Origin of the sequence: Microbacterium sp. UBA1612, assembly GCF_002321605.1 — a bacterium.
Classification (GTDB): Bacteria; Actinomycetota; Actinomycetes; order Actinomycetales; family Microbacteriaceae; genus Microbacterium; species Microbacterium luteum.
The window spans coordinates 1-12,168 of record NZ_DCMW01000014.1 but is presented as its reverse complement, the minus strand read 5'-3'; the positions used below and the strand labels follow the sequence as shown (position 1 = coordinate 12,168).

The window sequence follows — 12,168 nt, the reverse complement described above, 5'->3', positions numbered from 1 at the left end:
ATGAGAAGTTACTCATGAAAGACAGAATTTCTTGCACGTACGCCTCGCCAGCTGTATCGACGTTCGCCCCCACATACGCCGAAGGCCCCCATGCGCCCCATCGCCACTCACCCCCTGTCGGATCCGTTCGCGCGGACCGCCCTCGTCATCGACAGTCGCGCCGATCGAGCCAAGGCGGTGGCCGACCGCCTGTCGCAGCAGGGCTTCCGGGTGCGTTCCGCTGCGACGGCCTTCAGTGGAATCGACGCGGCCGCGCAGCATCGCCCCGACCTCGTGATCGTGCAGACCGACCTGGCGGGCCTCGACGGCTTCGAAGCCGTCCGTCGCATCCGGGACTTCAGCGACGCGTTCGTGATCATGCTGTCCGACGATGATTCCGAGTCCGCGACGGTCGAGGGCTTCCGCGCCGGCGCCGACGACTACCTCGCCGGCCCGGTCCGCCCCCACGCGCTCCGCGCACGCATCGATGCGCTGCTGCGTCGCTCGCGCAGCCTGACGAGCGCCGGAGCTCCGCGCCAGGACGAGGGCGCGTGGCTCACGCACGGACCGCTGCGGATGCAGCCGCACTCGCGTCGCGTCGAGATGCGCGGCCGCGCGTGCGAGCTGACGCGGTCGGAGTTCGACATCCTGCACATGCTCGTGCGCGCCAAGGAGCAGGTCTTCAGCAAGTCGTCGCTCGCGCTCATGCTGCGCGAGACCAACGGGCTGCCCGGCCAGCACATCACCGAGCACGACCGTCACGCGGTCGAGGTGCACATCATGAACATCCGTCGCAAGCTCGGAGACGACGCCCGCTCGCCAGAGTGCATCGCGACGGTGCGGGGGCTCGGCTACCGCCTGGCTCCGGCGACCGCCCGCGTGCGCACCATCGAGCCCCTCTCCGCCGTCGGCTGACGCCGCTCACGCGCGGGCGGGGCGGCCAGCGCCCTGTCGACGTGCCGTCCATGCGGCGAACGCCTTCGTGTCCGGGATGCGCGCCAGCAGGGGGCCGGCGATGATCGTGATCAGCACGTACGCGGTCGCCAATGCGGCGAGGGAGCGGTCCACACCGGCGGCGATCGCGAGCCCGGCGATCACGATCGAGAATTCCCCTCTCGGCATGAGGGCGAACCCCGCGCGCCAGCGTCCGGCCTCGCCGATCCGGCTGCGACGGGCCGCGAGATAGCCGGTGAGGAGCTTCGTCGCCATCGTGACGGCGGCCAGGGCGAGCGCGGGCAGGAGCATCGGCAGCAGGTCGGCGGGGTCGGTGGACAGCCCGAAGAAGAGGAAGAACACCGACGCGAACAGGTCGCGCAGCGGGGTGAGCATCTGCTGGGCGTGCCGGGCGACCGGGCCGGAGATCGCGATGCCGACGAGGAACGCGCCGACCGCCGACGACACGCTCGCCTGCGCGGCGAGGCCCGCCACGATGAGGGTCACGCCCAGCACCGTCAGCAGGAGCACTTCGGCGCTGCGCGAAGAGACGAGCCGCGACACGACGTGTCCGTGCCGCAGGGCCACGAACAGGATGACGGCGACCACCGCGATCGCGATGACGACGGTGAGCACGCTCGCGCCGAGGCTCAGCCCCAGCAGCAGCGCGGTCAGCAGCGGCAGGTAGAACGCCATCGCGAGGTCCTCGATCACGAGGATCGACAGCACGACCGGAGTCTCGCGGTTGGTGAGGCGTCCGAGGTCCTGCAGGAGCTTCGCCACGACGCCCGACGACGAGATCCAGGTGATCCCGCCGAGCGCGACCGCCGCGATCGGCCCCCAGCCCAGGAGCAGCGCGAACGCCGCACCCGGGAGGGCATTCAGCAGCATGTCGATCACCCCCGCGCGGCGGGAGGTGCGCAGGCTCCCCACGAGCTCATCCGCGGTGTATTCGAGCCCGAGCATGAGCAGCAGGAGCACCACGCCGATCTCGGCGCCGATCTCGATGAACTCCTCCCCGGCGGCGAACGGGAGCAGGCCGCCCTCGCCGAACGCGAGGCCGCCGAGCAGGATCAGCGGGATCGGCGAGATGCCGAGCCGGCCGGCGAGTCGGCCGAGAAGGGCGATGCCCAGCAGGAGCGCGCCGAGCTCGATGAGCACGAGCGCGCCGTGGTCCATGGGATGCTCAGCTTCCCTCGATGATCCGGGCCAGCATCTCCAGGCCCCGCACCGTGCCGATCGCCACGAGCGAGTCGCCGACGCTCAGCACGTCGTCCGGTCCGGGCGCCGGCACGACGCCGCCGGCGCGCACGACGGCGACGATCGAACATCGGGTGAGGGTGCGGGCGCGGGTGGCGCCCAGGGGGCGTCCGGCGTAGGGCGAGTCGGCCCGCACCGGGATCTGCGAGGTCGACAGGCCGTCGACCTGGTCGCGGAGGCCCGCGAGCTGGGTCATGATGACCGAGCCGCCGAGCACCTCCGACAGCGCGGTGGCCTCGTCGTCGGTGATCTCCAGCGACAGCTCGGCGCGGTCCGGATCATGGGGATCCGCGACGGCGAGCTCGCGGCCCCCGTCGCGGAAGGTGACGATCGACAGGCGACGCCCCGCCGCGGTCTCGACATCGTGACGGATGCCGATCCCCGGCAGTTCGGTGCGCTCGACATTGACGGGCATGGCCACATCCTCGCATCATGAGGCGATCCCCGCTCGCCGCCGAGCACCGGCCGTTCACCGAAAGGTCATACTGTGACCGACATGCCGCATCCCGACCGCCCCTCCCCGGAATCCGGACATCCCACGACGCAGGCGGACGACGCACCGGACACGCGCCGGCGCGGTGTGCTCGCGTGGGCCCTGTGGGACTGGGGGTCGGCGGCCTTCAACGCGGTCGTGACCACGTTCGTCTTCAGCACCTACCTCGCCAGCAGCCTGTTCGTGGACCCTGCCATCGTCGACGCCGCCGGCGGCAACGACGACGATCCGGCGCTCGTGGCCGCCCTGGCGAACAACGCCAGCGTGGTCGGCGTCGCCCTCATGATCGCCGGCATCCTCATCGCCGTACTCGCCCCCGTTCTCGGCCAGCGCTCCGACGGGAGCGGTCGCCGCAAGTTCTGGCTCGGCGTGAACACGCTCGTGGTCGTCGGCGCCATGGCCGCGATGTTCTTCGTCGAGGGCACACCCGGCTACCTCATCCTCGGAGCCACGCTGCTCGCGGTCGGGAACGTCTTCTTCGAGTTCGCCGGGGTCAACTACAACGCCATGCTCGTGCAGGTGTCGACGCCGAAGAACATGGGCCGCGTGTCGGGCTTCGGATGGGGCATGGGCTACGTCGGCGGCATCGTGCTGCTCCTGCTGCTGCTCGTGCTGTTCATCCAGAGCTTCGGCGCCGCCGGGGCGGCGGGTGTGCTCGGCATCCCGACCGACGACGGGCTCAACATCCGCGTCGCGATCGTCGCCTCGGCGGTGTGGTTCGGCATCTTCGCGATCCCCGTGCTGCTGCGCGTTCCCGAGATCCCGGCGGCCGAGCGCCGGGTGCGTGTGGGCTTCTTCCGCTCCTACGCGGTGCTGTGGGGCACCCTCACCAAGCTCTGGCACGGCAACCGGCAGGTGCTGATGTTCCTGCTGGCCAGCGCCGTCTTCCGCGACGGGCTCGCGGGCGTCTTCACCTTCGGCGCGATCATCGCCGCCCAGGTGTTCCGGTTCTCCTCCAGCGAGGTGCTCTACTTCGCCGTGGCCGCCAACGTCGTCGCGGGCGCATCCACGATCCTCGCCGGGCGCCTCGACGACCGCTTCGGACCGAAGAACGTCATCATGGCCTCGCTCATCGGCCTCGTCGCGACGGGGACGGTGGTGCTCTTCATCGGCACCGCGCAGATCGGCTTCTGGATCGCCGGCCTCATCCTCACCGCCTTCGTCGGGCCGGTGCAGTCGGCGAGCCGGTCGTTCCTCGCCCGCATCACGCCGCCGGGGCGCGAGGGCGAGATCTTCGGCCTCTATGCCACCACCGGCCGCGCCGTGTCGTTCATGGCGCCGGGCCTGTTCGCCCTCTTCGTCGCGATCTCGGGCGACACCCGACTGGGCATCCTCGGCATCACCATCGTGCTGCTGGCCGGGCTCGCCCTCATGATCCCGGTGAAGGCGAAGCAGGCCGTCATCGACTGACGACGGCCTGCTCCCTGATCACTCGGGCGGATACGCTCCGACGTCCTTGCGAGACGCCTCGATCTGGGTGACCGACGGATCGACGCGCTCCGCCGGCGAGGCTCCCGAGCCACGGCCGGTGCCTGCGCCGTTCCCGTCACCGCTGTCGGCGCGCCGATGCATCCACTTCGGCAGGCGCGGCCACCTCACGCCGCGCTGGTCGGGCTCCTCGACCTCGAGGCCGTAGTAGTCGCCGATGCGCTCGACGAAGGCGGCGCGCTGCGCGTGGTCGTAGGCGCGGCGTTCGCGTTGGAACGCCACGATCGTCGACCAGCAGATCAGCAGCATCACGACACTGAACGGCAGGGCGATCGTGATCGCCGCCGTCTGCAGGGCGGTGAGTCCGCCGGTGAGCAGCAGCGCGATCGCGAGCAGCGCGGTCACGAGCGTGAAGAAAGTGCGGATCCACTTCGCCGGCTCCTGATTGCCGCCGGTGGCGATCATCCCCATCACGAGCGCCCCGGAATCGGACGACGTGATGAAGAACACCGCCACGAGCACCATCACGCCGATCGTGAGCAGCGTCGTGCCCGGGAAGTAGTCCAGGAGCTGGAAGATCGCCCCCTCGATGTTCACCGATCCGTCGGCCGTCGTCATCGATCCCGGCTGGTCGAGCTCGAGGTACAGGGCCGATCCGCCCAGCACCGCGAACCACAGGATGCCGAGCAGGGTCGGCACGCCGATCACGCCGAGCACGAACTGACGCACGGTGCGCCCGCGGGAGATGCGGGCGATGAAGATGCCGACGAAGGGCGCCCACGAGATCCACCAGCCCCAGTAGAACGAGGTCCACGACGACTGCCAGTCCTCACCGGCGGTGCCCTGGAAGGCACTCACCGTGAAGGAGAGGCCGACGAAGTTCTGGATGTAGGAGCCGATCGACTGCACCCACTCGCGCAGCAGGTACTCCGTCTGCCCGAAGATCAGGATGTAGAGCAGGAGCAGGCCGGCGAGGATCAGGTTCGTCGAGGACAGCCACTTCATGCCTCGGGTGACGCCTGACAGCACCGATGCGAGCACGCACACCGTGATGACGCCGATGATGATCACCTGCAGGCCCGCGGAGGGCTCGGCGATACCGGCGGCGTCGAGACCCGCGCTGATCTGCAGCACGCCGAGGCCGAGCGAGGTCGCCACACCGAAGAGCGTTCCGGCGAGGGCGACGACGTCGATCGCATGACCCCAGGGTCCTTCGACGCGCTTGCGCCCGAGGACGGGCTCGAGCGTCCAGCGGATCGAGATCGGCCGGCCGCGCCGGTGGATGGCGTAGGCGAGGCTGAGCCCGACGATGACGTAGATCGACCAGGCCGTGACCCCCCAGTGGAGGTACGTCTGGGTGAGCGCCGCCTGCGCGAGCTGCGGCGGCTCGCCGGTCACGCCGGGTCGCGGCGAGACGAAGTGGCTGAGCGGCTCGCTGACGCCGTAGAAGACCAGGCCGATGCCCATGCCCGCGGCGAACAGCAGGGAGAACCAGGCGCCGAGGGAGAACTCGGGCTCGTCGTTGTCTCGACCGAGCTTGATGTCGCCGAAGCGGGAGAACCCGAAGACGATCGCGACCGCGACGAAGATCGCCGCGATCAGCACGTAGTACCAGCTGAAGCCGTTGACGATGGAGTTCTGCAGGCCCAGGAACAGATCTTCAGCCGCACCGGGGGCGAGGATCGCGAAGGCGCTGAAGGCGATCACGACTCCCGCTGCGGGCCAGAAGACCCAGGGCTGCACTCCCTTCCCGGCGGCGAGGGTGCTGGTCACATCCTCCTCGGCGGGCTTCACGTCGAGGAGGTTCTCGGTCTCTTCGGTCGGAGAGGAGGTCGGGTCGTCGGGCGCGGGGTCGTCAGGCGCCGTATCGGCGCGCGTCTGGTTCTCGCTCACCGCTCCACGGTATCGACGCCCGCCGGACGACCGAAAGTCATGGTGGTGTGCCGCGGCCGGCGGCTATGCTCGAGGGTTCTCGCCGGGCGCAGGCCCGGGCCACGCGTCGGCGAGCTTGCCGAGCAGGCGCGCGAGTTCCACGCGCTCGGCGTCGGTGAAGCCCGCCAGGGCGGTGCGCACCGCATCCGTCCGCTCGCCCCGGAAACTTCGCGCGATCGCGGCGCCCTCCTCTGTCAGGGCGATGCGCGTGCGACGCGCGTCGTCGGGATGCGCCTCGCGGCGGACCATCCCCTCCTGCACGCCCTGCTGCACCAGTCGCGAAGCACGGGGCTGGTCGACACCGATCCTCTCGGCGAGCTCGCTCACGCCCAGCGGCTCCGGCGAGCTCGCGAGCACGTCGAGCATGCGCACGCGCGCCGGACCGCCGAATCGGCCGGGTCCGGCGAGCGGGTGCGAACCCGGCCACTCCGGGCGCCCCCGCTCGCCGACGCCCGGCTTGCCGTGCGCACCGTGCTTGCCGTGCGACCCGGGCTTGCCGTGCCGGCCGTGAGGATGACGACCGCCCTCCCACGGCGGCCGGGAGAAGCGCCGCCCCCGCAGGCGAGCGAGCGCGGCGGCGATCGTGGCGGCGGGGTCGTCGGCCCGAGGATCGGTCATGGTTCGAATTTACATGTCTCTTGACATGTTCCACACAAGCATGTCACCATGCATGTAATTGTTACATGACATATATCTGAGGAGAACTTCCATGAACACCCCCGAAACACCCACACCCCGCCCCCTCGGCTTCTGGCTGCGCGCGCTGGATGCTTCACTCTCACGAGAGATCGATGGGCGCCTTGCGGCCGAAGACGTCACACGACGCGACTGGATGCTGCTGAACGTCATCGACGGATCCATCGACGCGCCCTGGCCCACGCGCCAGCGCCGCGGCCCTGGCCACGGACGCGGACGCCACCTGCGCCACCTCGCCGACCGAGGCTGGGTGGAGGAGGCCGGAGACGGCAGCCTGTCGCTCACCGACGCCGGTCGCGAGGCAAAGCAGCGTCTGGCGGGCATCATCGACGAGGTGCGCTCGCGCCTGGTCGAGACCGTCGGCGAGCAGGACTACGAAACGACGGTGCGCAGCCTCGAGGCCCTCACCCGCTCGCTCGGCGGCGCCGACGACGACTCGTTCGGCTTCGCGCGCGGCCACTTCGGTCGCGGACACGGCTCCGAGCGCGGACACGGTCGCGGGCACGGCTTCGGCCGCGGGCACGGCGACGGGCACGGTCGCGGATACCGACACGGCTCCGGCGACGGGCACGGTCGCGGATTCCGTGACGACTGGGGCGGCAACCGCCACCACGGCTTCGGTCCGCGCCACCCCGGCTACGGCCCCCGCCCCGACCGCGCCCCCACCGCCTGACGACACCCGACCCCACCTCGCCGATGTCGGAGAATCGCGCCGATGTCGGAGAATCGCGCCGATGTCGGAGGATTCGCCCGAAATCGTCCGACATCGAGCTGAATCTCCGACATCGGTGGGCGCGAGGCGCCTCCCGCGCGGGTCTACCCGGGTAGACTTGCGCTCGCCGAGGGATTCAGGGCGAGGGAGAGCGACGGATGGGGCGGGACGAGGCGCGCAGCCGCCGGGTGATCCGGGCCGACGTCGCGCGTGCGGCGGGCGTGAGCACGGCCGTCGTGAGCTACGTCATGAACGGCGGCCCGCGTCCGGTTGCGCCCGAGACGGCGGCCCGCGTGCGCGCGGCGATGGATGACCTGGGCTACCGGCCGAACCACGCGGCACGCACTCTCAATCTCGGCACGACCCGCACCATCGGCCTCGTGCTGCAGGACACGCTCAACCCCTACTTCGCCGAGTTTGCCGGCGAGATCGACCGCGCCGCCCGCGAACGTGGATTCGGCGTGCTCGCCGCCGAGTCGCACGGCGATCGCGACGCCGAACGCCGCCTGCTCTCGGATCTGTCCGACCGTCAGGTCGACGCCCTGCTGCTCGCGAGCTCGGGGCCTCCCACCACCGAGCCCGCCGTTGCCAACCCGCGGGATCCCACCACCGTGCTGCTCGACTGCGCCGGTCCGGTCGCCGGTCATCACACGATCGGTCCGGATGCCGCCTCCGGCGCCCGCGCCGCCGTCGCCCATCTCGCACAGGTGCACGGCCGCCGGCGCATCGGCATGGTCATCGGCCCCGACGGTCTCGCCAGCCCCGATCCGCGCCTCGCCGGATGGCGCAGCGAAACCAAGGCGCGCGGCGTCACGCCGGGCGCCCTCGCGGTCGACGACTGGAGCAACGCGGGCGGATACCGCGCCGCACGACGCCTCCTCGACACCGGAGCACTGCCCGACGCGCTCTTCGTCGGCTCCGATGCGCAGGCGATCGGCGTGCTCCGCGCCCTCCTCGAGGCTGGCATCGACATCCCGCGCGCGTGTCCGATCGTGAGCTTCGACGGCACGGGCGCCGGCGACTTCACGTGGCCGGCGCTCACCTCAGCACGTCAGCCCGTGCGCGAGATGGCCGATCTCGCGCTCGCGCTGGTCGCGCATCCCGACCCCGACCCGCGCTATCACGCGTTTCCCGTCGACCTCGTCGTGCGGGAATCGTGCGGATGCCCCCTCACACCCCCGGTCGCAGGACCGATCGATTCCTGACGCGAAAGGCCTCCGTGACCTCCTCCTCCCCCGCCTTCCCGCGGCGCGCCGTGTCGCTGCGCGCCGCCGGCGTCGCGCTCGTGCTCGACCTCTCCGGCGATCTGCTCCCGGCGACCGCGCACTGGGGCGCCGACCCCGGACAGCTGAATGAGCCGGAGGCGTTCGCGCTCATCGACGCCGGCGTGAACCCCGTCGGCCTCAACCAGGTGGACGAGCCGGTGCGCGTGGCGATCCTTCCCGAGGGGTCGAGCGGATGGCCCGGCCGTCCCGGCGTATCCGGTTCGCGCGGCGGCACGGCGTGGTCGCCGCGATTCCGGGTGACCGAGCGCACACTCGGAGGCGTCGCGGTGCGTGATGGCTACACCGAGTCCGGGCCGGGGGAGCTCGTCGTGCGCGCCGAAGACGCCAGAGCCGGCCTCGCGCTGACGCTCCGCGTGGAGCTGCTGCCCAGCGGACTCGTGCGCACACGAGCGGAGCTGACCAATCTCGGCACCGACGACTACGCGCTCGATGCGCTCACGCCGGCGCTGCCGATCCCGCCCATCGCCGGCGAGGTGCTCGACTTCGCCGGCCGCTGGGCGCGTGAGCGTACACCGCAGCGCACCGACCTCGGTGTCGGCATCCACCTGCGCGAGAACCGCCGAGGGAGCACCGGCGCCGATTCGGCCTATCTGCTGCACGCCGGGGTGCCCGGGTTCGACTTCGCTTCGGGAGAGGTGTGGGCGGTGCACGCGGCGTGGAGCGGCAACCACGTGCACTACGCCGAGCGGCTCTTCAGCGGCGAGCAGATGCTCGGGGGCGGCGAACTGCTGCTGCCCGGCGAGGTCGTCCTCGACGCGGGTGCGTCTTACACGTCGCCATGGCTCTACGGCGCATACGGCGACGGGCTCGACGAGCTCGCGGCGCGTTTCCATCGGCATCTGCGGGCCCGTCCGCAGCATCCGTCGTCGCCGCGCCCGGTCACCCTCAACGTGTGGGAGGCGGTCTACTTCGACCACTCCCTGCCGGGACTCATCGATCTCGCCGACCGGGCAGCGGAGATCGGGGTGGAGCGCTACGTGCTCGACGACGGCTGGTTCGGATCCCGCCGCGACGACACCTCCGGCCTCGGCGACTGGCAGGTGTCTGCGGATGTCTGGCCCGACGGGCTCGCGCCCCTGGTCGACCACGTCACGGGTCTCGGCATGCAGTTCGGACTCTGGTTCGAGCCCGAGATGGTGAACCTCGACTCCGACGTGGCGCGGGCGCATCCGGAATGGATCATGAGCGCCGATCCCGACCGGCTGCCGGTTCCGAGCCGCCACCAGCAGGTGCTGAACCTGGCGATCCCGGCCTGCTACGACCACATCCGGGATGCGATGGTCGCGATTCTGCGCGAGTACGACATCTCGTACATCAAGTGGGATCACAACCGCGACCTCGTCGAAGCGGCCGACCGCATCGACGGCCGACCGGTCGTGCACGCCCAGACGCTTGCCTTCTACCGGCTCGTCGACGAGTTGAAGGCGACCTTCCCGGCCCTGGAGATCGAGTCGTGCTCCTCGGGTGGCGGGCGCATCGACCTCGAGGTGATCGAGCGCACCGACCGCGTTTGGACATCGGACTGCATCGACCCGCACGAGCGCCAGCTCGTGCACCGCTGGACCCAGCAGCTGCTGCCGCCCGAGCTGATGGGCGCGCACATCGCGTCAGGCGTCTCGCATACGACCGGACGGGGCCACTCGCTGGAATACCGCGCGTCGACCGCGCTGTTCGGTCACTTGGGCATCGAGTGGGATCTGCGCGACGCCCCGGCGGCGGAGTTCGCGCAGCTCACAGCCTGGGTGGCGTTCTACAAGCAGTGGCGTGACCTGCTGCACACCGGCACGATCGTGCGTCTCGACACGGGTGACGAGACGCTGTTCGGTCACGGTGTGGTCGACGCGGACCGTTCCCGCGCGCTGTTCGCGATCACCTCGGTCGACCGGCCGGTGACGAGCATGTACGGGCGCGTGCGCCTGCGCGGGCTCGATCCGGATCGTCGCTACCGGGTGCGCCCGGTACTGCCGGCGGGAAGTCTCGGCGGGATGCTGCCGCCACCGTGGTGGGGTGGCGGCGCGGGTGACATGGCCGCGCACTCCGCGGTCACCGCCGACGATGTCGCTGCGAGCGTGGGTGCCGTCTTCACCGGCGGGACCCTCGAGCGGGTCGGCCTCACGCATCCGGCGGTGTTCCCCGACACGACCGTGCTTTACGACGTTGAGGCGATCGACTCGGTTGCCCGTTGACGGGGCGTCCCGCGGTCGCCGCTGTGCCCCCCGACGACGCAGCGACCGCGGGGTAAACCCCGGGTATCGGTGTTCGTGAAGGCGACGACTCCGTGGCCTCCGACTGCCGACGCGACTCAGGTTAGAGGATTCTCATCCCGAGGGGAAGGGGTGCAGCGAAGCGGATTCTCATCGACCCGCGGAGCCCGCATCGGTGACGCCGACATCGGAGCGGTGGAAGTTCTGGAACGAGCGCGAGGCGGTCGGTCCGCGCTGCCCCTGGTAGCGGTTGGCGTACGGGCCGGAGCCGTACGGGTTCTCGGTCGGCGACGAGAGCCGGAAGAAGCACAGCTGCCCGATCTTCATGCCCGGCCACAGCTTGATCGGCAGGGTCGCGACGTTGGACAGTTCGAGGGTCACGTGGCCCGAGAACCCCGGGTCGATGAATCCGGCCGTCGAGTGGGTGAGGAGTCCCAGGCGGCCGAGCGACGACTTGCCCTCCAGACGCGCTGCGACATCGTCGGGCAGGGTGACCTGCTCGAACGTCGACCCGAGCGCGAACTCTCCCGGATGCAGGATGAACGGCTCATCCGGCGCGACCTCGATCAGGTGCGTGAGGTCGGGCTGGTCTTCGGCGGGATCGATGAACGGGTACTTGTGGTTGTCGAACAGCCGGAAGTACCGGTCCAGGCGAACGTCGACGCTGGACGGCTGCACCATCCGCGCATCCCAGGGGGCGATTCCGATGCGTTCGGCGTGGACTTCTGCGCGGATATCGCGATCGGAAAGCAGCACGGCATCAGCCTAGCGATCCGCGTGCGAGCGTTCGACGCCGACCTTGTTATGCTGTCGGATGCTGCGGTTTTCCGCTCTCGGGGATGTAGTTCAATGGTAGAACTTCTGCTTCCCAAGCAGACAGCGCGGGTTCGATTCCCGTCATCCCCTCCACAAGCCCTCACGTGCCACCGACGGTGGTGCGGGAGGGCTCTCGTACGGATGCCGTCGGCATCGATCCGCCTGCGGGCGTCCTGATCCGCCCACGGCACAGCGGGTTGTCTAGAAAGGCGCTGGGCAGACTTCTGGGTCGGGTGGGTCCGCGTCGCCCGGGCCGCCGACCCCGTCGGGCATGAACATGACTCGTGGTGGTGGGTCGTCGTCGTATTCGAGGCCGGAGGGTGCGGTGAAGTGAAGTCTTCCGCCGGGCATTTGGACGACGGTCCATCCGGCGGCTTGTTTCAGCGCGTGGTGGCTTTCGCAGAACGGAGGCTGTCGCATGAATCTGCA

At 70.2% G+C, this 12,168-nt stretch carries 10 protein-coding genes and 1 tRNA gene; 6 read left to right on the top strand and 5 right to left on the bottom strand.

Translation table 11 applies throughout. The features are described from left to right. Window positions 1–90: 90 nt before the first annotated feature. Window positions 91–894, top strand: coding sequence for a response regulator transcription factor (locus B3S45_RS05495; protein ID WP_083336611.1), 804 nt, complete (start codon window positions 91–93; stop codon window positions 892–894). A gap of 6 nt (window positions 895–900) precedes the next feature. Here B3S45_RS05495 and B3S45_RS05490 read toward each other — a convergent pair whose 3' ends face one another. Both B3S45_RS05490 and B3S45_RS05485 read right to left on the bottom strand, forming a co-directional pair. Next, window positions 901–2,091, bottom strand: coding sequence for a cation:proton antiporter (locus B3S45_RS05490; RefSeq protein WP_286717838.1), 1,191 nt, complete (start codon window positions 2,089–2,091; stop codon window positions 901–903). A 7-nt stretch (window positions 2,092–2,098) separates the two neighbouring features. After that, window positions 2,099–2,587 (bottom strand): cation:proton antiporter regulatory subunit, encoded by a 489-nt coding sequence (locus tag B3S45_RS05485; RefSeq protein WP_071045470.1) that lies wholly within the window; start codon window positions 2,585–2,587, stop codon window positions 2,099–2,101. A gap of 81 nt (window positions 2,588–2,668) precedes the next feature. On the opposite strand from B3S45_RS05485, the gene B3S45_RS05480 reads away from it, so the two are divergent. Next, complete coding sequence (locus B3S45_RS05480; protein WP_071045501.1) at window positions 2,669–4,075, top strand: MFS transporter; 1,407 nt, start codon at window positions 2,669–2,671, stop codon at window positions 4,073–4,075. A gap of 18 nt (window positions 4,076–4,093) precedes the next feature. On the opposite strand, the gene B3S45_RS05475 is transcribed toward B3S45_RS05480, so the two are convergent. Together B3S45_RS05475 and B3S45_RS05470 are read right to left on the bottom strand one after the other, a co-directional pair. Continuing rightward, window positions 4,094–5,866, bottom strand: a complete 1,773-nt coding sequence (locus B3S45_RS05475) for a BCCT family transporter (RefSeq protein ID WP_286718118.1) — start codon at window positions 5,864–5,866, stop codon at window positions 4,094–4,096. Between the two features lie 183 nt (window positions 5,867–6,049). Further along, the gene (locus tag B3S45_RS05470; protein WP_286717835.1) at window positions 6,050–6,643 is read right to left on the bottom strand and encodes a MarR family winged helix-turn-helix transcriptional regulator; all 594 of its coding nucleotides are present in this window, start codon (window positions 6,641–6,643) and stop codon (window positions 6,050–6,052) included. Window positions 6,644–6,734: 91 nt separating this feature from the next. On the opposite strand from B3S45_RS05470, the gene B3S45_RS05465 reads away from it, so the two are divergent. The 3 genes from B3S45_RS05465 (at window position 6,735) to B3S45_RS05455 (ending at window position 10,905) form a co-directional block, all read left to right on the top strand. Next, window positions 6,735–7,394 (top strand): MarR family winged helix-turn-helix transcriptional regulator, encoded by a 660-nt coding sequence (locus tag B3S45_RS05465; RefSeq protein ID WP_286717833.1) that lies wholly within the window; start codon window positions 6,735–6,737, stop codon window positions 7,392–7,394. Window positions 7,395–7,591: 197 nt separating this feature from the next. Further along, window positions 7,592–8,638: a LacI family DNA-binding transcriptional regulator gene (locus tag B3S45_RS05460; RefSeq protein ID WP_286717831.1), complete on the top strand. Its 1,047-nt coding sequence runs from the start codon at window positions 7,592–7,594 to the stop codon at window positions 8,636–8,638. Next, window positions 8,596–10,905, top strand: a complete 2,310-nt coding sequence (locus B3S45_RS05455; protein ID WP_414683074.1) for an alpha-galactosidase — start codon at window positions 8,596–8,598, stop codon at window positions 10,903–10,905. The genes B3S45_RS05460 and B3S45_RS05455 overlap by 43 nt, the downstream gene beginning before the upstream one ends. Window positions 10,906–11,073: 168 nt before the next feature. Here B3S45_RS05455 and dcd read toward each other — a convergent pair whose 3' ends face one another. Further along, window positions 11,074–11,679, bottom strand: coding sequence for a dCTP deaminase (gene dcd, locus B3S45_RS05450; RefSeq protein ID WP_071045473.1), 606 nt, complete (start codon window positions 11,677–11,679; stop codon window positions 11,074–11,076). Between the two features lie 79 nt (window positions 11,680–11,758). Between dcd and B3S45_RS05445 the strand changes: the two genes are divergently transcribed. Then, window positions 11,759–11,832, top strand: a tRNA-Gly gene (locus tag B3S45_RS05445). Window positions 11,833–12,168 lie beyond the last annotated feature (336 nt).

Coding starts and splice junctions, on each gene's coding strand:
- B3S45_RS05455 (WP_414683074.1), top strand. CDS start 8,596: ATGCCCCCTCACACCCCCGGTCGCAGGACCGATCGATTCCTGACGCGA.
- B3S45_RS05490 (WP_286717838.1), bottom strand. CDS start 2,091: ATGGACCACGGCGCGCTCGTGCTCATCGAGCTCGGCGCGCTCCTGCTG.
- B3S45_RS05460 (WP_286717831.1), top strand. CDS start 7,592: ATGGGGCGGGACGAGGCGCGCAGCCGCCGGGTGATCCGGGCCGACGTC.
- B3S45_RS05495 (WP_083336611.1), top strand. CDS start 91: ATGCGCCCCATCGCCACTCACCCCCTGTCGGATCCGTTCGCGCGGACC.
- B3S45_RS05485 (WP_071045470.1), bottom strand. CDS start 2,587: ATGCCCGTCAATGTCGAGCGCACCGAACTGCCGGGGATCGGCATCCGT.
- B3S45_RS05465 (WP_286717833.1), top strand. CDS start 6,735: ATGAACACCCCCGAAACACCCACACCCCGCCCCCTCGGCTTCTGGCTG.
- B3S45_RS05470 (WP_286717835.1), bottom strand. CDS start 6,643: ATGACCGATCCTCGGGCCGACGACCCCGCCGCCACGATCGCCGCCGCG.
- B3S45_RS05480 (WP_071045501.1), top strand. CDS start 2,669: ATGCCGCATCCCGACCGCCCCTCCCCGGAATCCGGACATCCCACGACG.